The following is a 21,935-nucleotide window of genomic DNA, read 5'->3' as shown; positions in this document are numbered from 1 at the left end:
AATAAAAAACGCTCTTGTGAGCGTTTTTTATTATTTAATTATTCATCTAGCCAATCTATGGCGGCGGTGGCGTTTTCGTAGTATTGCACCTCGCCTGAAATAAACCAGTTGCCTATTTTAGCCATGCGGGCTTGCCATTCTTGATTGCCATAAATAGCAATTTTATTAAATTCTTTTGAGTGCCTTACGCCAAGCTTTAAATCATCCCACGCGGCGCGAAGCTCCCAGCCATCTAGTTCGCTGGCATCAATAAGTACATTTGCTATCGGGTGTTTAACCTCGCCAAGCGCTGAGTCGATCATGGGGGTTATCACTTTATAGTCGTCGTGGGTAAGTGTGCCCACGGCTTTAAATTTTAAAAAGAATTCTCGGCCTGCGCGTTCAATACCAATAGATAAACCATGTGTTGTGTGTACCATGCTGCTCTCCTTAACTGGGTGCGCTTATGTTATTTACAGCCTGTGTGAGTGGGTTTAATAACGAAAGTTGGAGTTAATTAAAGCCTATAAAGTGAAATTATTCCCTTTAAAAAATAAAAACCCCAAAAATACCCATCACTTACTGAGTTAAACTATAAAACTACACCCTATTAAGTTAATTAATCCTGAACTAAATCAAACAAAACTGCTAAATAATGGTAATTGTTAAGCACTTTGCACACGCGCTATTTGCTTATCTACATCGGTTAAATGGCCTAATTTTAGCCACACTTTTGCACCTTGCTTACCAGCGGTTATATTAAGCTCACTATTCACAGGCAGCCTTAACCAGCTGTGTTTTACTAATACGTCTGATTGCTCAGTTACCTCGCCTTCAAGCACAAGTAGCTCAGCACCACCCATTGCGCTAATTTGCATGTTAGCACCTGCTTCAAAATGCAATAGGCTCACGTCTTCAACCTCATCTTTATAAAGCGGTGTAATGGCAAGCCCTTTAAATGTGGTGTGTTGCACGCTGCCCATATGCTGTGTTTGAAGGCGTACGTGGGTTCTATCTTGTGGCTGAAATTGCCAAAGCTTTACAAATATTATGCAGCCTTCATCGGAGCCTGGTTTGTGCTTTGATTGCGGTGGGTTACGAATATACGACCCTTGGGGGAAATCCCCATGTTCGTCTTGAAATACCCCTTCTAACACAAAAAACTCTTCACCACCGTTATGTACATGCGGCGAAAATTCGCTCCCTGGTGCATAGCGCACAATACTTGTAGCGCGTGCAACCTCTGCGCCTACTCTATCAAGTGGGCGCCTATCAACGCCCGTCATTGGCGAAGGGGTCCAATTAAGTTGCTCACTATGAACAACGACTCTCTGGGTAAAATCGGCGGATATTTTCATCTTTACACCCTTTAGTTTTGCTTTTTTACGCATAAAAAAAGCGAGCTTAGTAAGCTCGCTTTCTTAAATTTTTAAGCTGTTATGCTACATCTAACTTTTTATGTTTAGAGTGTACAAACACTAATGCAATTAAGCCAATAATAACTACAGCAGCACCAATTGGTTTACCTAAATCAGCAGATAAGTTAAAGCCAATTGCGGCGGTCATTATATACGAGATAGTAACACCGGTTGCAATTACAGCAGGTACGCTGGTGATCCAATGAAAGGCACGTCTATCAAACAAGTACTTAGTAGCAAGCCATAGTACACTGGTTGAAAGCAGCATGTTTGAAAATGCAAAGTAGCGCCAAATAACTGAGAAATCTAATTTAGTCATAAAAAAGGCAATCGTTAAAATTGGCACTGCCAGTAATAAGCGATTACGTAAGCTTTGCGGAATATTAAACGCATCAACCACGGTTAAACGCAGTGAACGGAACGCCGTATCGCCAGAGGTAATAGGGAACACCGCAACAGCAATAATGGCCATAATACCACCCATTACGCCTAAGTAACTATTTGCTACATGGTTAACCACTAAACCTGGGCCACCTTGGTCAAGCAATGCTTTTAAGCCAGCGTAACCTTCTGGGAATGCAGCAATACCCGCAAGTGCCCATACACAACCTACAATGCCTTCACACATCATTGCGCCATAATAGACTGGGCGTACGTATTTTTCGTTTGTTAAACAGCGGGCAATAATAGGCGCTTGGGTAGAGTGGAAACCACTAATGGCACCACAAGTAATGGTAATAAATAGTAACGGCCATGTTGGTAGGCCATCTGGGTTTGGCTCTAAAAAGTCGTGCGCGTGGTCTGCTTCAAAGTACGCTAAAAAGTCGCCTGCTACCGGCAAGTGTGGCGCATCGAGTAATAACGCACCGGCTATTAGCGTGGTCATTACTATCATTAATAAGCCAAACAATGGGTAAAATTTAGTAATAATTTTATCAATTGGCAGTAACGTTGCTAAAAAGTAGTACGCTAAAATAGCCAAAACCCAAAATGTATTGTTAGCTAAAAAAGTGCCTTCAAACACATCTAGGTTACTTAATAAGCCCGCTGGGCTCATAATAAATACAACGCCTACAAAAAATAACAGCATGGCTGTAAATATTAGCATAAAGCCTTTAAATACAACGTTGTAATAGTGCCCTGCTATTTCTGGTAAGCTTTTACCATCTTCTTTAATGCTCATCACACCCGAGAAGAAGTCGTGTACTGCACCGCCTAATACGTTACCTAGCACAATCCAAACTAAGGCAACTGGGCCGTAAAGCGCACCTAAAATTGGGCCAAATATTGGGCCTACGCCGGCAATATTTAAAAACTGAATTAAAAATGCACGCACAGGGTGAATGGCTACATAGTCAACACCTTCGCTAAAGCGTTTTTGCGGTGTATCAACTGTTGTATCCATACCTGCTTGTTTTTCAACAAATGGGCTATAAAACTTATATCCCAGTATTAAAATTGTGATGCAGATAAAAAAGATGATCATAAAGCACGTTTCTCTTTTTGTATTTGGAGTATAGAGCGTGTAATTTCCGCTCCGCCTTTTCAATCCGTGAATAATCGACGAACATTAACAAAGTATTAATTCCCCCGCTATAAGACGAATAGCTAATACACCAGCCACTTTTTATGCACCTTGCTCAACACTTAATCTAAATGGCTTAATAAATAAAAATTAAAGCAAAAAAAAGCGGCTTTACTATAAAAGTAAAACCGCTTACACACACAATGATTGGGTGTAACTGTGATTTGTTACATTAAGCTGGGCTCATAAACTCATTAATTTGTTCATGCGTTAATGTAGGTGTCGCACCGGCGCTTTGTGCAACCATAGCGCCTACGGCACAAGCAAAATCAACAGCGTGCTGAGCACAATCGCTACTACAAAGCTGATAAATTAACGAACCTAAAAACGAATCCCCTGCGCCAACTGTATCTACAACGCTAATTAAATAACCTGAGTTATAGTAATTCTCACCTTTAATAGTGAGTAGCGCACCGTGGCTGCCTTTGGTTACACAAAGGTATTCGGTGTTAGTTTGCTCTGCAATAAACGCTAAGTTTTGCTCAAGTGAATGGAACTTACAGCCCATTGCTTTAGCAATTTCGTAAAGCTCTTCATCGTTTAACTTGATGAAGTCGGCTTTGTTCATTAGCTCAACTAATGTTTTTAGCGTGTAATGCGGTGCACGTAAATTTACATCAAACACTTTAAAGTTAGCCACATCAACCAACTGGTTTAATGTAGCAAGTGAGGCTTCGCTGCGGCCAATTAGGCTACCAAATACAAATACATCACTGGCTTTTACTTTTTCAATAAGTGAGTTAGTAAGCTCAATGTTATCCCACGCAGTATCGGCAACTATTTCGTAGCTGGCTGAGCCGCTTTTATCTAAGGTAACTTGTACGGTGCTGGTTTTTTTGTTGTTATTAACGCCAATGTATTCGCAGCTTACGCCTTTGTTTTTAATTTCACTGAGTAACTCAGTACCAAGTTCATCGTTACCTACCGCGCTTATCATGTCGGCTTTAATGCCCAGTGAGTTAATACGCACACACATGTTAAGCGGCGCGCCGCCTAAGCGTTTATCGTTTGCAAAACAATCCCATAACACTTCGCCAAAGCAACTTACGCTTACGTCTTTACCTTGTTTAGAATCAATTAAAATGCTCATCATTAATTACCTTTAGGCTCAAGGACGTTATTCATAATTGCTTTTATTTTGCTTGCCGGTGCGTATAACGCTTCTACATTATTTTTGTAGTGAGACGTAAATGCGCTTTGCGTGTTTAAATCGCCAAATAGGCTTGTTAGCGATAAAAATGCAAGGTCATCGGTGGCCGTTTTAGCAGCGGCTTCATGTAGCTCGCTTTGCATTGCATCAATTACTTCAAGGGTATTGCCTTGCTCATCTGTTTCTTTGTCACTGTAAAAACACCATGCAGCAATAACCAGTGTAGCAAGTGACACATCACGGCCTTGCGCTAAGTTTTCGTTAATAGTGGCAATTAAAAATTTAGGTAGTTTAGCTGCACTTTCTGAACAAATACGCGATAAGCTATCTTTAATGTTAGGATTAGCAAAGCGTTCTATAAGTGTGTCTTTGTATACTTCCAGGTCAATGCCTTCTAGTTGCGCTAGGTTAGGCGTTACCTCTTTATCCATAAACGCACGTAGGTACTTTGCAAATAAAGGATCGGATACTGTTTCGTCAATTGTGCCATAGCCATGAACAGAGCCTAGTAAACCCAATACTGAATGACCTGCATTCAATAAGCGAATTTTCATCGTCTCAAAAGGTGTTACGTCACTTACAAATTGTGCACCAACGTTATCCCAAGCTGGGCGTCCGCAGCAAAATGAGTCTTCAATCACCCATTGAGTAAACGATTCACACGTAATTGGCCACTCATCGCTAACACCGTAAGCATCAACAACGTAATCAATATCGCTCTTCTTAGATACTGGCGTAATACGGTCAACCATTGCATTTGGGAACGTAACGTTAGTGGCAATCCACTCGCTTAACTCTTTGTCTTGCTCGGCTACAAAGGCAAGTAACATTTTGCGCGTTACATTACCGTTGTGCTGAATGTTATCGCACGACTGTACTGTAAACGCATCAAGGCCTTGTTCTTTACGCAACTTTAGCGCAGCAGTAATGTAACCAAACGCCGTGATTGGGTCGTTAGGGTTATTAATGTCGTTAATAATGTCTGGGTTTGAGTAGTCAAACTCACCCGTTACTGGGTTAAAGTTATAGCCGCCTTCGGTAATGGTTAACGACACAATGTGTGTATCGCTGTGCGCTAGCTTATTAATAACCGCTTGCTTGTCCTCTGGGGCAAACAAAAAGTCAATCATAGAGCCAATAACTTTGTTATCTATTTGCCCATTTGGGTGCCTTACCGTAAGCGTGTAAAGGTAGTCTTGCTGTTTTAAAATATCGCGCAGACCACGGTTACCCTCTAATAAGCCTACACCACAAATACCCCACTGCTCAGCACCAGGCGTTTTTAAAAGCTCGTTAACGTACACAGCTTGGTGAGCACGGTGAAAACCGCCCACACCAATATGAACTATACCCGCTTTTAGCTTACTGCGGTCGTAGCTTGGTGTATCTACATGGCTTGGCATATCTGCCAAGCTCTGTTGGTTTAGCCCTTTAACAAGAGCGTCAGTGTGCTGGTGTTGCGTCATGGTGCGGCCTTACTAAAACAATATTAAAATTTAAAATTAAGATGCAGTATTAAGTGCTTTATGGCGCAATAGCGACCAGTAAGCGGTTGCAAAATAAATAATGGTGCAAATAAAACAGGCAATTTCAAACTGCGTTTTATTTCCTGCGTAAATGCTCATGCTGTCACTAAAAAACATAACTTGGCTGGCAAAGCCAAAAATAATAAGTAACGAAACGGTAGAAACAGCATTCAATACTTTAGTTAGCATAGAGTTATCCACAACAGGGGCTTGAACATCTTCAGCCAAGCCTGCCTGGTACTCTTTAATGTCTTTTTGCTCTTGCTCTTCTGCTGCAATTTCTTTGCTGTAGTCTTCATCTGCGCCGTATTTTTTAGCCAGTAGCGTGTAAACAACAATAGTGAAGAACCACGTAGGGATGAATAGGTAATAAAACGACATTACATCAATTGCATTTAAACCAAAGCCAAACACAAGTGCTAATGCCCAAGAGGCAATGGCCGGTACGCTGCGTGTAATGTTTTTGTATTTAGCCCAGTAACGAGTTAAACCAATTTTAGGAAATAAAACATGCTCAGCAAATACAATGCCGCCCACCGGCACTACTAATAAGCCTGCGTAAGTTAAAAGCGGTAACATTTGCGAAAATACAAACGGGAAACACGCAATTATAACAGTTACAACACCTACAATAGCGGTTGTACGCTCACGTGATTGGTCAACAAAAATAGATTGCGCAGCAAGGCCTGCACGGTAAAGGTTGGCGTTAGCTGTTGTCCAGCCTGCAATAATTACAATTACAAAACCCGTCCAGCCTAATGCGTGGTAAGCAACATCACCCGGATCAAGTGATGAAATAGTTGTTTTAAGTAATACCGCAACACCTGCGCCCATAATACCGGCCGAGATCCATGCAATGTAATGACCAAAAAACATACCTACGCCTGAAAACAAACCGTAACTTTTACGTTTAGCAAATCTAAAAATTGCCATGTCAATCAAGCCAAAGTGAGTAATAGAGTTTGCAGCCCATGCAAAACCAATCACTTCTAATAAGCCAATACCTTTTTCGCCATCAGCGTTTGTGCCGGTCCAGATTGATGAATCCCCTATTGCCATAAAGTCATCAACCCCTGTTAGCGTGGTTGCTCCTAATACATGATTAGAAAGCTCTGGGAACAATGCAAACGAGCCTGCTATAAAAATAACAAATAGCCATGGAGCACAAATTTTAGAAAAATCAGCAACGGTTGAAAAACCATACATAGCCACAAATACAACTATAGAGCCAACCGATAATACAATGGCCACAAATGCTAAGCTGTTAGGATACCAATCGAGTTGCGCGGGAATATCAAACAAAAACCGTACTGCGGTTGCCGATACCGTGATCATGGCGGCGGATATAACACTAAATATGACCACGTTTGCCCAGTTATAGAGCTTGGTCATTGAGTTACCGGCAATTTTATTTAGGTAGTTGTATAAACTTAAACGTGTTTCTACCGCAATTGGCGAGGTAATTAGCCACCACGAACACATTGCTAATAGGTTACCAATTAATAGACCTAATAGAATGTCGATGGTTGATGCGCCTAATGCAACAAAAGTTGCACCAATAACAAACTCGGTTGCAGCTACATGTTCACCAGCGTATAAACCGGCAAAGTGCTTCCAACCATGAAGCTTATGATTAGCAACAGGCAATTGCTCTTCGTTAACATCGTTAAATGTTTGTGTGTGTGGACTTGATGCCATGGTATTTTCCTATTGTTTTAAGCACAGCCCTAACTGTTAATTTAAATAAGTGTTTTTTATTTAGATTAACAATGAGTAAAACACCGTGCCTTTTTATAATGCTACTACTATAACTACTTAATAATTAATGCATTGTTACGTTAAGCTTGGTCAGTGTAATAAAGCTCAACGTTGATATTCTATTACTGTGTTTGTAATGCTGGGTACTGCTTATAAAAGTCATCCCAATGTGTTAAATGCGCTACCTCTGGGTAAGCTTGGTGAACAAAGTTCACTGCATCTTGCATATGCCCGCCACCACTGTAATGCAAAACTTGCATATTGGCGGCAAGTGCGGCGCTCACGCCGGCTTTTGAATCTTCAATCACTAAACAATTTTGAGGCTTCACGCCCATTTGCTCAGCGGCATGTAAAAATAAATCGGGTGCGGGCTTACCATTTTTTACCTCACTTGAGGTAAATACCTTATTAAAGTGCTGCTCAAGATTTACAACATTCAGTGCTTTAGCTGTGCGCTTAGGGCTACTGCTTGTAGCAATACAACAAGGTACCGCTAGGTGTTGTAAAACTTCTTTAATGCTATTTGTTGGCATTAATGCAGTTTCGAACTCGTTTAATAATGCTTCTCGGTAATCGGCTTCAAAGCTCTCAGCTAAGGACACGTTAAAGGTATCGAATAAGTTTTGGGTCACTGTTTTAAAATTACAGCCCAAAAAATATTGCTGTACATAGGCTCGGTCAATATTAACGCCAATCTCTGCAAGCATGTTTATTAACACTTGCGCGCTTAATATTTCGCTATCTATAACAACGCCATCACAATCAAAAATAACTAATTCTATTTTAGTATTCATATTGCCCCTTTTTATGCACCTAGTTTGGTGCAACCCCACCTTGAGCATAAGCCCAGCAAGTGAGCATATTCTCTTTATTGTTATAATAAGTCAACATCTTGTTAGTGAAAAACGCACCACAGTGGTGAATATTTATTCATTAAATATGAAATTGTCTGTATTTTCATTGATTTCAAAATTGCAATTACGACTAAGGTCGAACATTGCAAAATCGCTATTTAGAAAATAGAAGGCAGCTAACAAACAACAATCCAAATTTATGATTACTCCAATCTAAACAATCAATTTTACCGAACTCACTTTTGTTAATACACTCGTTAACAGTTAAACAGCCAGCAACACTGCCGGCACTTTTATACAGATGAGGTCGACAATGAATACTCAAAAAAATACTATTAATAATAAATCTACGTTAACGCTAAGCGCATTAGCTTTAGCAATGGCATTACCTGCAAGTGCAGCCACTACACTTACCAAAGACAACGGCGCAGCTGTTGGCGATAACCAAAATTCAATTACTGCTGGCGAGCGCGGCAGTGTATTACTTGAAGACGTACAACTAATTCAAAAGCTACAACGTTTTGCTCGTGAACGTATTCCTGAGCGTGTAGTACATGCACGTGGTACTGGTGCTCACGGTGTGTTTGTAGCATCTAAAGAATTAGATGACTTAACAATTGCTGCACCATTTGCAGAAGCAGGCAAAGAAACTGATGTGTTTGTACGTTTTTCATCAGTAATTCATTCAAAAGGTAGCCCAGAAACACTGCGTGACCCACGTGGTTTTGCTACTAAGTTTTACACAGACCAAGGTAACTGGGATTTAGTAGGTAACAACTTACCAGTGTTCTTTATTCGTGATGCGATTAAATTCCCAGATATGGTTCACTCGTTAAAGCCATCTCCGGTAGATAACATTCAAGATCCTAACCGCTTTTTTGACTTTTTCTCTTACGAGCCGGGCTCAACTCACATGCTAACGTGGGTTTACAGTGACTACGGTACACCAGCAAGCCTACGTAAAATGGACGGCTGGGGCGTACACGCATACAAAATGATCAATAAATCAGGCGATGTTAAATACGTTAAATTCCACTGGGTAAGCCAACAAGGTATAGATAACCTTGACTCAAAAGAAGTAGCTGAAGTGCAAAGCCAAGATTTCCAACACTTAACACGTGACCTATACAGTGAGATTGGTAAAGGCAACTTCCCTAAGTGGGACCTATACATTAAAACACTTGATCCGTCGCAGTTAGATGACTTTGACTACAACCCATTAGATGCAACAAAAATGTGGTTAGATGTAAAAGAAGTTAAAGTAGGCACAATGACCTTAAACCGTATGCCAACTAACTTCTTCCAATCTACAGAACAAGTTGCAATGGCACCGGCAAATGTAATTCCTGGTATTGAACCATCTGAAGACAGACTATTACAAGGGCGTGTTTTCTCTTACGCTGATACGCAAATGTACCGCTTAGGTGCTAACCACCAACAATTGCCAATTAACCGTGCAAAAGTTGAAGTGGTTAACTACAACCAAGACGGCGCAATGAACTACGGTAATACAACAAGCAACGTGAACTACCAACCTAGCCACGAAAATGTTGCAGAAAACCCAATTGCACGTAGAAGTAACACAGAGCTTAAAGGTTACGTACAACAAGCAGCGATTAAAAAGCAGCAAAACTTTGCTCAAGCTGGCGTACTTTACCGCAGCTTTAGTAAGCAAGAGCGTACTAACTTAGTTAACAACTTAGCCGGCGATTTAGGCAAAGTGAAAGACAGCAAAGTTATGCACAAAATGCTTAGCCACTTCTACAAAGCAGATAGCGAATACGGTACACGCTTAACTAACGCTGTAAACGGCGACATGAAACAAGTTAAGCAACTAGCCGCTAAGCTTTAATATTTTACCCAACCTGTAAGTTATTGAGGGAAGCCTAGCTTTCCTCTTTTTAAAAAGGTAAACAGTATGCGTAAATTACTTATTATATTTACTTTAGTGATGAGCTTTTCAAGCTTTAGTAATGAGCCACAAAGCCCTGTAAATGAGCCAACAACCGCCCAAGCACAGTACGAAAGCCTACTTGCTTATTACTTTGCTGCCGCACGCACCGACGACACCGCCGTAATAACGCAATTTGTTGATGCTGGCATTCCTATTAATAGTTACAACAACAAAGGTTACACCGCGCTAATGATTGCCACCTACCACGGCAATAAAAATACGGTAAACACTTTATTGCAACTAGGTGCTAATGCCTGCCTTGAAGACAACCGCGGTAACACAGCCCTAATGGCCGCCATATTTAGAGGCGAATTTAGCATAGCTAAAACACTTGTTAGCCTTGATTGCGATAACGCACATCAAAACAAAGCAGGCCAAACCGCTGAACAATTTGCACAAACTTTTGGTCAACAAAAAGTACTCGACTTACTCGCACAGGTAAACAGTAAATCTAATTAAAGATCAGCTATGCTGTGCTTATGCAAATAGCAAGATTTAGAAAACAAGTTCACTCCCATAGTTATTTAAATATTTAAACCTTCCTCTCGCCCCACTTCATTTGGGGCGTGGTTTATACAATGCCTACCCCTCTTGATAAAACTGGTCTAACCAGTTACTATTTTTACCTATGTACTTTATATGGGAAATAATAATTCTAATGACCGCACCACACTTTGAGCACACCACTATAACCTGTAACGACAGGCAAACCCTAAGCGCCCGTATATTTACACCCACCAGCCCTGTTAAAGGTGCGGTGATGATTGCCCCTGCTACCGGTATAAAACAACAGTTTTATGCAAACTTTGCTACTTACTTACAGCAGCATGGCTTTGGCGTAATTACCTTTGATAACCGAGGTATTGGCCAATCGCTTAACCACAGTATTAAAAAAAGTAAGGCCAACTTACAAACTTGGGGCGAGCAAGACATGCCAGCCGTGCTTGAGTATTTGCAAAAAACCTTTCCTGATATTTCCTATCATTTAGTTGGCCACAGCGCCGGCGGGCAATTAGTGGGGCTTATGCATAATGCAGAACAGTTAAGCTCAGCGTTTAACTTTGCTTGCTCGTCAGGAAAATTAACCAATATGCGCTTGGCGTATCAAGTTAAAGCGCACTTTTTTATGAATGGGGTTATTCCTCTCAGTAACGCACTATTTGGCCATACTAAATCACAATGGTTTGGGATGGGCGAGCCCCTACCTAAAGGCGTTGCTAAGCAGTGGCAAAAATGGTGTAACGCGCAAGGTTATGTGCAATCGGCATTTGGCGATACCGTATTTCAACACTGTTACAACACGCTTGCTATGCCCTCGCTTTGGGTTAATGCTACCGACGACGACATTGCAAATAACGCGAATGTCGTCGATATGCTCTCGGTATTCCCTAAATTAAAAGCGAGTAAGTTAACCTTAAACCCACACGACTATGGCTTAAAAGAAATTGGCCATATGAAGTTTTTTAGTAAAAAATCAGATGGACTATGGCCACTGGCACTTAATTGGCTAAACAAACACAGCTAAAAAAGGATGCGTTTACACCGTTAATTTACAACATTAACTTGGTTTTTAATTGGTTTTTCACGGGTTACAAAATAACACACGAGTGAGCCGCCAGTGACCATTATTACCCCTTGCCAAAACGAGGCACTAAGCGTAATAGACAAATAAAGGGCTGAAATAATCGCCGAGAAAACCGGCGTAAAATACGAAAGCGTACCAAGCAACATTAAGTTACCGCCAATAATTGCTTGGTTCCAAAGGGCATACCCGCTGCCAACAACCACACCAGCTAAAATAAGCGTCACGGTAGCGTGTAGTGTAAAGGTCATTTTTGGCTCGTCACTTAAACCATACAACACCCATAAGCTTAGCGCTGTGGCAACAAAAAACAGCACAATGGCATTTTGCCCATTGCTATTTTTTTGAGTAATTACGCAGTAAACAGACCATATAAAAGGGGCTACAAACGCCAACAAGTAAGCGATGGGATTACTTGCAAAATTGCCCATAATACTATTAACAGATAAACCACTGTCACCACCAACGCACCACGCAACACCAAAAAAGGCAAGCAGCATACCTGGGTAAATCCATACACTTACTTTACTACGGTTAACGATAATACTGAGAAAAATAGTAAGCGTTGGCCATAAGTAATTTATAACGGCCATTTCTACCGCTTGGTGGCGATTATTAGCCAGCCCCACAAACAACGCTAAACACACCTCGTAAAGTGCAAATAAGGCAGTCCCCCAAATAATATAACGCTTATTAAATCCAGCAAACTTAGGCCGCCCCATTACCAACATTAAAAACAGCGCGCTTACACTGTACATTAGTGCCGCCCCGCCTATGGGGCCAAATAACTCCGAAACATCCCTAAGCAGAGCCACTAAACAGCTCCATAATAAAATAGCGGCAATGCCATAAAGCGTGTATTTATGATTAGAAAAAAAGTCCATTAACTACCTAAAAGTACTACTTATGTTTGACGTAACGCTAACAGTAATTACTGGTTTAAACAATTGTTGCCCATCATTTATTGTTATAAAGGCGTTTTTAGCCTGCACTTAAGTGTTTGACCTTTTGGTCAGTAAAGTTACAATCATTCAACACCTTAAAAACAGCATCGCCATAATGAGCACACAAACAAAGCCAAATAAAAAAGAACTCACCCGAGTAAAAAACCAAACATTGATACTCGATGCCGCCGAGCAATTATTTTCTCAGCTTGGTTACGATGGCACCAGTATGAGCATGGTTGCCAAAGAAGCAGGCGTTCCTAAGGCCAATATTTTATATTATTTTAAAAGCAAAGACGGCCTATACGAAAACGTAATAGACCGCATTATTGCCCACTGGAACTTAGGCTTAGATAACGTAACTCCTGAGGACGACCCTGCACGTGTGCTTTATCACTATATTAAGAGCAAGGTAATACTTGCCGTAAATCAGCCGCTGCAATCACGTTTATTTGCCAGTGAAATACTACGCGGTGCTCCGTATTTGCAAAACTATTTTAGAACCAACACGCGCCCGTGGGTAAAACAAAAAGTAGACGTGTTTCAGACCTGGATAGATGCAAACAAAATGGATAATGTTGACCCTTACCATTTATTATTTACCATTTGGTCAACTACACAGTACTACGCCGATTTTCAGGCTGAAGTGCTACTCGTAATGAACAAATTAGAATACGACGAAACCGATGTGGCACAAATAACGCAATCAACTGCCCACATAATTTTAAAAGGTATTGGCTTAAAAATACCCGAGCAAAGTGAGGCTTAACCTATGGATAACTTTACAACCCCCGATTTATTTGACGATCACCGCGAAAGCGTACAAGTAGCCGACAGCGGCCTGCGCCACTTTGGTAAAAAAACCACCTTTAGTGGTCAAGCAGTCACTGTTACCTGCCCAGAAGACAATTCATTCGCCGCCGATATACTGCATGAAAACGGTAAGGGAAAAATATTAGTTATTGATGGCTTTGCTAGCAAGCGCTATGCATTTATAGGCGATATAATGGCAGAGCGCGCGTTAAAGAATGGCTGGGAAGGCGTTGTTATTAACGGCTGTTGCCGCGATATAGAAATACTTGCCACTATGGATTTACCGGTTATGGCGCTGGGCTCAACCCCGCGCAGTACTCTAAAACGTGGCTTTGGCGATAAAAACCAAAAAGTGACCATGCTTAGCACCACAATTAAGCCAAATGATTGGTTATACGCCGATGTAAACGGCTTAATAATTAGCCCAATTACACTATTGTAAACCCCCAACTTACAACCAAGATGGTGCAGACACGCACCAACTTGGTGTGTTTTTACCCCTAAATTACACCCTATTTATTACTTAAATTTTTATAAATACCATACAAACCCATAAAAACCTGACCGAGCGGACAACTTTATTGTATTTGGCATTGCTTTTGCTTAGCTTTTAGGCAATATAATAGGCTAACCGATTAAAAAGCGGATCAGGCTCTGTAAAATAAAAATAAGATGTTACGCAGTGGGCTGAAAAATAATAATAACTAATTCGTCTTTTTAATCACCCTAAATCTGATTATAACCAGTTGGTCAGATTTACTTTATAACGAGTGGTGATATGAGTACCAAAACACATAATAATTTAACCGGTATTTTTTGTGACCATGGTCCAAAAGCATGGCAAACACAAACTCACGGCACATTAGTAAATAAGCGCCTTGCGGTAAAAGATGTATTTGCTGTTAAAGGCGATCGCAACAGCGCAGGTAACCCTAGCTGGTTTAAAGCAGCAAAACCTGCTCAGCAAACAGCAAGTGCGGTAAATAAGTTAATGAATGAGGGTTGTAGCTTTACAGGCTTTACCCACACCGATGAGCTTGCTTACAGCTTAGAGGGAAATAACATTCACTATGGGGCGGCACAAAACCCAAAACTTAGCGGTCATGCAAGTGGCGGTTCGAGTATGGGTTCGGCGGCCGCCGTTGCGGCTAACTTAGCCGATATTGGCTTAGGTACCGATACGGGCGGCTCGATTAGAATACCCGCAAGTTACTGCGGCTTATTTGGTATAAGGCCAAGCCATAACGTCATTGAAAAAGACGGCCTAATTCCGCTCGCGCCCCCATTTGATACCATTGGCTGGCTTACGCAAAGTGCAAAGCTACTAAGCGATGTAGGCAATGTATTGTTACCAAATCAAGCTATTAATAACGTTGATACTTTAGTTATTTGCGAGCCATTATTTGAGCTAGTAAGCCCTGCTTTACAAACACCTATTAAACAACTACTTGAAAAAACCAAGCCTTATTTTAAACACCATAAAAAATTTGAACTGCCTAATAGCAACTTGTTAAGCGAGCTCGCTGATAGTTTTAGAATACTGCAAGGGCGAGCAATCGCAAAAACGCATAAAGATTGGCTTCAATTGCCAGGGCAACTTCCCCAGTTTGCTCCGGCAATTGCGGCACGTTTTAAAATGGCATTAGCACTAACCGCCCAAGAAGAACAAGAAGCACTAAAAGTACAAACCCAATGGCAAACACTAATAACTAAAAACCTAAACACAAACAGTTGTTTATTTTTGCCAACCACACCCACAACTGCACCTAAATTGGGCGCCGACACAAGCGCCCTACGTATGCAAATTATTACCTTATCGGCCATTGCGGGCTTGAGCCGCTCGGTGCAAGTGCACTTACCATTGGCTAATTTAGAAAATGGGCACCCGTATGGGTTTTCATTAATGATGAGCCACGGCAACGATAAAAGCCTACTTGCCTGCGTACAACAATTAGCTGCACACTTTAAACAGGACACACTTGCATGAGCACACACAACATTGCCTTTACTGCCCCGCATTTTGCAGCAACTGAGGCAGGCACCCAAATACTAAAACAAGGCGGTACAGCCGTTGAAGCCATGGTAGCGGCAGCGGCTGCTATTAGCGTGGTTTACCCACATATGAACTCGATTGGCGGCGACAGTTTTTGGCTTATTGATAACCCAAACCAAAGTATACCCACTGCCATTGATGCCTGCGGGCGCGCACCAAACGATATAAGCGCCTACAGTAATGAGCAACAGATACCAGAGCGTGGCGGTTTAAGCGCATTGACTCAAGCGGCTACGCTTCGTGGCTGGCAAAAAGCCCTTGAGGTAGATGAGCACGCAGCCCTACCACTAAGTACTATTTTAGCGCCCGCTATTAAGCTTGCTCGCGAAGGATTCACAGTATCAAAAAGCCTGCAAGCTGGCTGCGAAAAACTAGCAAGTGTTGCCAATACTAACGACGCCTTTAAAGCACTATACATCCCCAATGGTAAACCTTTACAAGCAGGGCAACATTTTAAAAACCCAAAACTTGCCAATACCTTTGAACACTTGGCAAAACACGGCTTAAACGCTTTTTATGAAGGAGAACTTGCCGACTCATTTGCAAGCGATTTAGCAGCCGCGGGCAGCATTATTACCCCAGCCGACATTGCCAATACAAAAGCAGATGTAGTGATACCACTTAGTGCTAATTTATCGGGTATTCATTGTTTTAACTTACCCGCACCTACACAAGGGGTGCATTCGCTGCAAATAATTGGCGCGGTTAATAAACTAAAACACTTAGCCAAAACAGAGGCCGATTGGATGCACTTAATTGTTGAGGCAACCAAACAAAGCTTTACGCACCGCCCTACACTTTGGGCTGACCCTGATGCGCTTGGCGATGATTATAAAAATGCACTAACCGATGAGCGTCTAAATCAGCTTGCCAACAATATAGATATGAACCAAGCCAAGCAATGGCCATTTAGTGCAGAGCCAGGCGATACCGTTTGGATGGCAGCACGCGATAAAAATGGCCAACTCGTAAGCTTTATTCAAAGTGTTTACTGGGAATTTGGCAGCGGAATACTCATGAGCGAAGGCGGCTTTGTGTGGAATAACCGCGGTTTAAGTTTTAGTTTAAATAGCAACGATGCCAATGCCTTAAAAGCGCATAAAAAACCGGCTCATACACTCAACCCTGCTTTAGCAAAATTTGACGATGGCAGGCGCCTTGCCTACGGCACCATGGGTGGCGAAGGCCAACCACAAACACAAGCTGCTGTATTTAGTGGGTACGCATGGCGTAATAAATCAATTACCCAAGCGGTAAGCGACCCGCGTTGGTTATTAGGGCGCACCTGGGGCGATACAAGCACAAATTTAAAGGTAGAGCAAAGCTTAGTAATTCAAGTTAAACATGAATTAAATCAACGTGACCACGACTGGGTAAGCGTTGATAATAACAATGAAATGATGGGTCATGCAGGTGCCATTTTAGATACGCCTACCAGCCTTGAAGCAGCCACCGATCCTCGTTCAGATGGTCGCGCAACAGTAACTACAGCAGGAACACAATGACAGAAATAATAAATCAATGGCCGATTATAGCGGCCTTAATAGCAACCGGTATTTTTGCAGGTATTTTAGCAGGCCTATTTGGTGTAGGCGGCGGCATAGTAATTGTGCCTGTGCTGTACTTTTTACTGCAAGGCTTTGGCGTAAGCCCTGAGTCGGCCATGATGATAGCCACTGCCACATCGCTTGCCACCATAGTGCCTACTTCTATTTCGTCTATTCGCTCGCACCATGCAAAGGGCAACATTGACCTTGCTTTAATTAAATACTGGGCGCCGTTTATTTTAGTAATGGCCGTTGTATGTAGCTACTTAGCGCACTCAATACGTGGTAATGCATTGGTACTTATGTTTGCCTGTATTGCCATTTTAGTTAGCTTAAACATGTTATTTAGAGCTGGCGCACCTGCGCTTGTTAGTAAATTACCAGGTAAATTTGGCCAAGGCATTATGGCAAGTATTGTCGGTGGCTTATCGGTAATGATTGGCATAGGTGGCGGCACTATTGGCGTACCCATGCTAAACGCGTTTAATGTACGTGCTCATGTTGCCGTTGGCACCGCTGCTGTATTTGGCTTACTAATTGCGCTACCGGGCGTTATTACTTTATTAAGTATTGGTACTACACCCACCGATGCGCCGCTTGGCACGTGGGGCCTTGTAAACCTACCTGCTTTTATACTTATTATTCCGCTTACTATTTTGTTTGCCCCTATTGGCGTAAAAATTGGTAGCAAGCTAGATCAAAAACAATTAAAACGCGCCTTTGCCGTTGTATTAATGATAACGGGCATTCGTATGCTTATTCAGACTCTGGGAGCCTAAAACATGTTTAGCAACACGCAAATTCAAACTTTAAATCCGCCGCAGCGTTTACTCATGGGCCCAGGCCCAATAAACGCAGATCCACGCGTGCTACGTGCTATGTCGGCGCAGCTAATTGGCCAATACGACCCAGTAATGACCGGTTTTATGAACGAAACCATGGCTCGCTATCGCGAAATATTTAAAACCAAAAACGAATGGACCATGTTAGTTGACGGTACATCGCGCGCAGGCATAGAAGCCGTTTTATGCTCTATTTTACGCCCCGGCGATAAAGTGCTGGTGCCTATTATGGGGCGCTTTGGCCACTTGCTTGCTGAAATAGCCGAGCGTGTAGGTGCAAAAGTACACACCATAGAAGTCCCGTGGGGCGAGGTATTTACCCCCGAACAAATAGAAAAGGCCATTGTTGATGTAAAACCCCATGTACTTGCCATGGTACAAGGCGATACTTCAACAACCATGAACCAACCGCTTGAACACATTGGCGATATTTGCCAAAAGCACGACGTATTATTTTACTGCGATGCCACCGCCTCAATTGTAGGTAACGATTTACCTGCTGATGAGTGGAAACTCGATGCGCTTTCGGCTGGTTTGCAAAAATGTTTAGGCGGTCCTTCTGGCTCTGCGCCTTTAACACTGAGCGATAAATGCGCTGATTGGATCCAAAAACGTAAAAAAGTAGAAGCGGGTATTCGTACCGCAGAGCATACCGACGGCACCGAGCCATTTGTACGCTCAAACTACTTTGATTTAGGCATGATCATGAATTACTGGGGCGAGGAGCGCCTTAACCACCACACCGAAGCCACCAGCATGCTGTATTGCGCATCAGAATGTGCGCGCATTGTTATTGAAGAAGGCGTAGATAACTGCGTTGCCCGCCACAAGTTACACGGCGATGCCATGCTAACGGGTATTCAAGCTCTAGGCTTAAATGTATTTGGCGATTTAAACCATAAAATGAACAACGTAGTGGGTGTGTATATCCCCGAGGGCATTAATGCTGACCACGTCCGCGCTCAAATGCTAACTGACTTTGGTATTGAAATTGGCACCTCGTTTGGCCCGCTGCATGGCAAAATTTGGCGTATTGGCACCATGGGTTACAACGCCCGTAAAGATGCCGTATTACAAACATTGGCAAGCCTAGATGCCTGCTTACATGCCAACGGCTATAAAGGCCCTAAAGGCGAAGCCGCTATTGCCGCCCTAGCCCATTATAAATAAAAAAGGATTTAGCATGACGATCGCAAGCCCCCTCCATGAGCCATTATTAAACACTGAGCTGGCTAATAAATTTGCCGCGCGTGCGTTATTGCGCTGTAAAACGCTCAGTGGCCTATCGCAAATGCAAGGTGGCATTCACCGTGTGTATTTATCTAAAGAGCACAAAGAGTGTAACCGTATAACTGCCACGTGGATGGCTGAGGCGGGCATGCAATCGTGGCAGGACGAAGTCGGCAATTTATGGGGGCGCTTAGCGTCATCTAACCCAAATGCTAAACGTTTAATTATTGGCTCACACCTCGACACAGTACCAAACGCCGGCGCATTTGATGGTATTTTAGGGGTATTACTGGGTATTGAAATAGCCGCCCTTGCGCATACGCTTAAGCTTGATTTACCGTTTCATTTAGATGTTGTGGGTTTTTGTGATGAAGAAGGCACCCGCTTTGCCACCACATTAATTGGCTCAAAAGCACTGGCAAACGAGTTTGACCCGCAGTGGTTAAATATACAAGATACAAATGGCATTAGTATGCGCCAAGCCATGCTTGATTTTGGCCTAAACCCTGATGATTACGCTAAAGCCGCCCTTAACAAAAACGAATTACTCGGTTACTGGGAAACCCACATAGAGCAAGGCCCCGTGCTTGAATCGGTAAATCAGGCGTTAGGCGCAGTAACCGCTATTGCTGGCGCCAAACGCGCCATGATCACCCTAACAGGTCAAAGCGGCCATGCAGGCACTACACCAATGAACTTACGCCAAGATTCGTTAGCAGGCTGCGCCGAACTGACACTTGCTATAGAGCAACTAGCAAAAAATGCGAGTAATGGCGAAGTAGCCACCGTAGGGCAAATTCAAGCACGCCCAGGCGCTACAAATGTCATTGCCGGTAAAACAACTATAAGCCTAGATGCACGCGCACAAAACGATGACGACCTAGCCATATTACTTAATGCAATACATACCCGCGCCGATCACATTGCAACATCGCGTAATTTAACGCTCGATTGGCAATGGACACATGCGGCCGACGCCGTAGCGTGTGATACTCAAATTCAGCAATTGTTTTCTAGCGCATGTAAACTTAACAACCAAGCCTCACCTTCACTTGCCTCTGGCGCTGGGCACGACGCCATGGCTATTGCCCCTATTTGCCCTGTTGGCATGCTATTTATACGCAGCCCAGGCGGGATAAGCCATCACCCCGCAGAAGCTGTCATTGATGAGGATGTAACAAAAGCCCTTAGCGTAATGTACAGCGCACTTGTGCTTTACATTAAAGAGCTTGAGAAGTAGTTATCGTCAGTGCAGCGGATGGTACAGCAACTAGGGCGAGTAAACTACATGGTTGTTTTTTAAAGCCTAATTAAGGCTTAAGCCGAGCTCATTTAAACTCGCCTCAAAGCGCTGCCATCTTCTATCTATTTTACACTTGGCCATTGTGCTCACGTAATTACTAATAGGAAAAAACTCGGTATTACCAATATCATCCACAATGACACAGTGTTCAATGGTGCCGTTATTATTAATACAGGCAATGTTTCTGGGCTTTATTTCTTTGGTAATAACTAAATTTTGTATTAAATAATCTTTTAACTTTAATAGCGGAGCCGCTAACGCTTCATTATTTGGCTCATTTAAATAATGCTCTAGCGTTTTAGAAGATTGATTATTAGAATCGACTACCAAGTCAAACACATAGCCTTTACCTATATTGGTTTCTACCGCACCATGATAGCGCGTTAATAAATCCCACTGAATTTTTTTGTTATTAAGACGCTGATAATATGCAAGCTCTTCCTCTTGTTCGTGAGAAAACCCTTCATGACTTACTTTAATACATAAATTATCTATACCTGGGTGCCTGTAACAAGCTCTGTGAGTGCCTTTACCTATTAGTAAATCGTCATTTAATATTATCAAAACCGTTTTTATCCTAGCGTAAATTTACAAATACCAATTCACTTAATTAAGTAATCTATTTTGAGGATTGGTATAAAACGAGGTAAATAACACGCCTTAAAATTGCACGCTTAATATTTACATCTATTAATGCAGTTTTCATTACTATGTAAGTAATAAAGTAGGTACATTCGTTAAATAAGCCGGCCATTTTAGCTATAAATTAGGGTATATCAAGGTAATTTAGCTACAATTTGGATGTATTAAGGGCTAAGGTAGATTTGCTTTTGTATTATTAAATCGAATATCAGACTATTGAGATAAGGAAGAAGAACAAAAAATTTAGATTTGTGTGCAGTAGTTAACCAAGTCTTACAAATAAATATTTAGATAGTAGAAGCCCCGTTTTTACTATCTAAATACGTTGGTATATAGCTAAACTGACTTTGTATATTTGTATTCACATGATACAACAGCTGCACATAAGCCACTAAAAGCTAAAATACAAACTGCAGAAACGGCACCCCAAATTGACATTATCATCACAGGTAAACCGGCATTTGGCGTAGACATAACTATTCCATTCCCCAAATCTTTAGGTGCGCCAAGGTTAGAAAAAATACCAAATAAACCAATGCAAATAGCTATAAAAAACAGTATAAAACTCATAAACCCAAGCATTCTAGAAGCGAGAAGCAGGCCCTTAAGGTTTTCTGTTTTAATTGTTGAGTATGGGTAAAGTTTCATATATATCCTTAATTTAATTACTTTTATTATTTTTTTGAGCGAATGCTTATTATTCACACAAGCAAACATAAAAACAAGTAGGAGCAACTTAAAATAGCCAATTCACC

The 21,935-nt window shown here is 42.0% G+C and carries 20 protein-coding genes; 10 read left to right on the top strand and 10 right to left on the bottom strand.

All coding sequences use genetic code 11. The annotated features are described in order from the left end of the window. Nucleotides 1-38 precede the first annotated feature (38 nt). From QUE46_RS17610 to QUE46_RS17580, 7 genes are all read right to left on the bottom strand, one after another. The gene (locus QUE46_RS17610) at nt 39-419 is read right to left on the bottom strand and encodes an STAS/SEC14 domain-containing protein (RefSeq protein ID WP_286248962.1); all 381 of its coding nucleotides are present in this window, start codon (nt 417-419) and stop codon (nt 39-41) included. 225 nt (nt 420-644) lie between these two features. Further along, nucleotides 645-1,337 carry a cupin domain-containing protein gene (locus QUE46_RS17605; protein WP_286248961.1) on the bottom strand — a complete coding sequence of 231 codons (693 nt, stop codon included), beginning with the start codon at nt 1,335-1,337 and terminating at the stop codon, nt 645-647. 79 nt (nt 1,338-1,416) lie between these two features. Beyond that, a complete protein-coding gene (locus QUE46_RS17600) occupies nt 1,417-2,883 on the bottom strand; it encodes a carbon starvation protein A (RefSeq protein WP_286248960.1) in 1,467 nt (488 codons plus the stop codon). A gap of 271 nt (nt 2,884-3,154) precedes the next feature. Further along, nucleotides 3,155-4,072: a carbohydrate kinase gene (locus QUE46_RS17595; RefSeq protein WP_286249257.1), complete on the bottom strand. Its 918-nt coding sequence runs from the start codon at nt 4,070-4,072 to the stop codon at nt 3,155-3,157. A gap of 2 nt (nt 4,073-4,074) precedes the next feature. Beyond that, on the bottom strand, nt 4,075-5,598 hold the full coding sequence (locus QUE46_RS17590) for a mannitol dehydrogenase family protein (protein WP_286248959.1): 1,524 nt from the start codon (nt 5,596-5,598) through the stop codon (nt 4,075-4,077). Between the two features lie 36 nt (nt 5,599-5,634). Next, complete coding sequence (locus QUE46_RS17585; protein ID WP_286248958.1) at nt 5,635-7,356, bottom strand: cytosine permease; 1,722 nt, start codon at nt 7,354-7,356, stop codon at nt 5,635-5,637. A gap of 182 nt (nt 7,357-7,538) precedes the next feature. After that, nucleotides 7,539-8,210 (bottom strand): HAD family phosphatase, encoded by a 672-nt coding sequence (locus tag QUE46_RS17580; protein ID WP_286248957.1) that lies wholly within the window; start codon nt 8,208-8,210, stop codon nt 7,539-7,541. Between the two features lie 373 nt (nt 8,211-8,583). Here QUE46_RS17580 and QUE46_RS17575 point away from each other — a divergent pair, with 373 nt between their 5' ends. The 3 genes from QUE46_RS17575 (at nt 8,584) to QUE46_RS17565 (ending at nt 11,749) form a co-directional block, all read left to right on the top strand. Continuing rightward, a complete protein-coding gene (locus QUE46_RS17575) occupies nt 8,584-10,122 on the top strand; it encodes a catalase (protein ID WP_286248956.1) in 1,539 nt (512 codons plus the stop codon). 99 nt (nt 10,123-10,221) lie between these two features. Beyond that, the gene (locus QUE46_RS17570) at nt 10,222-10,683 is read left to right on the top strand and encodes an ankyrin repeat domain-containing protein (protein WP_374761412.1); all 462 of its coding nucleotides are present in this window, start codon (nt 10,222-10,224) and stop codon (nt 10,681-10,683) included. Nucleotides 10,684-10,882: 199 nt separating this feature from the next. Next, nucleotides 10,883-11,749, top strand: coding sequence for an alpha/beta fold hydrolase (locus tag QUE46_RS17565; RefSeq protein WP_286248954.1), 867 nt, complete (start codon nt 10,883-10,885; stop codon nt 11,747-11,749). A gap of 20 nt (nt 11,750-11,769) precedes the next feature. Here QUE46_RS17565 and yddG read toward each other — a convergent pair whose 3' ends face one another. Further along, a complete protein-coding gene (yddG, locus tag QUE46_RS17560; protein WP_286248953.1) occupies nt 11,770-12,690 on the bottom strand; it encodes an aromatic amino acid DMT transporter YddG in 921 nt (306 codons plus the stop codon). Between the two features lie 175 nt (nt 12,691-12,865). On the opposite strand from yddG, the gene QUE46_RS17555 reads away from it, so the two are divergent. The 7 genes from QUE46_RS17555 to QUE46_RS17525 all read left to right on the top strand — a co-directional run bounded on the left by QUE46_RS17555 (nt 12,866) and on the right by QUE46_RS17525 (nt 20,475). Beyond that, nucleotides 12,866-13,519, top strand: coding sequence for a TetR/AcrR family transcriptional regulator (locus QUE46_RS17555; protein WP_286248951.1), 654 nt, complete (start codon nt 12,866-12,868; stop codon nt 13,517-13,519). Between the two features lie 3 nt (nt 13,520-13,522). Further along, entirely contained in the window at nt 13,523-14,005 is a 483-nt protein-coding gene (locus QUE46_RS17550; RefSeq protein ID WP_286248949.1) for a putative 4-hydroxy-4-methyl-2-oxoglutarate aldolase, read from the top strand. A gap of 336 nt (nt 14,006-14,341) precedes the next feature. Next, the gene (locus QUE46_RS17545) at nt 14,342-15,550 is read left to right on the top strand and encodes an amidase family protein (RefSeq protein ID WP_286248947.1); all 1,209 of its coding nucleotides are present in this window, start codon (nt 14,342-14,344) and stop codon (nt 15,548-15,550) included. After that, nucleotides 15,547-17,121: a gamma-glutamyltransferase family protein gene (locus tag QUE46_RS17540; protein WP_286248945.1), complete on the top strand. Its 1,575-nt coding sequence runs from the start codon at nt 15,547-15,549 to the stop codon at nt 17,119-17,121. Before QUE46_RS17545 ends, QUE46_RS17540 begins: the two co-directional genes overlap by 4 nt. Beyond that, complete coding sequence (locus tag QUE46_RS17535) at nt 17,118-17,942, top strand: sulfite exporter TauE/SafE family protein (protein WP_055014525.1); 825 nt, start codon at nt 17,118-17,120, stop codon at nt 17,940-17,942. The genes QUE46_RS17540 and QUE46_RS17535 overlap by 4 nt, the downstream gene beginning before the upstream one ends. Before the next feature lie 3 nt (nt 17,943-17,945). Then, nucleotides 17,946-19,175, top strand: a complete 1,230-nt coding sequence (locus QUE46_RS17530; protein ID WP_286248937.1) for an alanine--glyoxylate aminotransferase family protein — start codon at nt 17,946-17,948, stop codon at nt 19,173-19,175. A 13-nt stretch (nt 19,176-19,188) separates the two neighbouring features. Then, a complete protein-coding gene (locus QUE46_RS17525; protein ID WP_286248935.1) occupies nt 19,189-20,475 on the top strand; it encodes an allantoate amidohydrolase in 1,287 nt (428 codons plus the stop codon). Nucleotides 20,476-20,541: 66 nt separating this feature from the next. On the opposite strand, the gene QUE46_RS17520 is transcribed toward QUE46_RS17525, so the two are convergent. Both QUE46_RS17520 and QUE46_RS17515 read right to left on the bottom strand, forming a co-directional pair. Next, nucleotides 20,542-21,102: a YrbL family protein gene (locus tag QUE46_RS17520; protein WP_286248933.1), complete on the bottom strand. Its 561-nt coding sequence runs from the start codon at nt 21,100-21,102 to the stop codon at nt 20,542-20,544. 414 nt (nt 21,103-21,516) lie between these two features. Further along, on the bottom strand, nt 21,517-21,828 hold the full coding sequence (locus QUE46_RS17515; protein ID WP_286248931.1) for a hypothetical protein: 312 nt from the start codon (nt 21,826-21,828) through the stop codon (nt 21,517-21,519). Nucleotides 21,829-21,935: the final 107 nt, after the last annotated feature.

Source organism: Pseudoalteromonas sp. MM1, from assembly GCF_030296835.1.
Lineage (GTDB): Bacteria > Pseudomonadota > Gammaproteobacteria > Enterobacterales > Alteromonadaceae > Pseudoalteromonas.
Note: the sequence above shows the minus strand (reverse complement) of the source record. Positions and strands in the feature narration are given on the sequence as shown.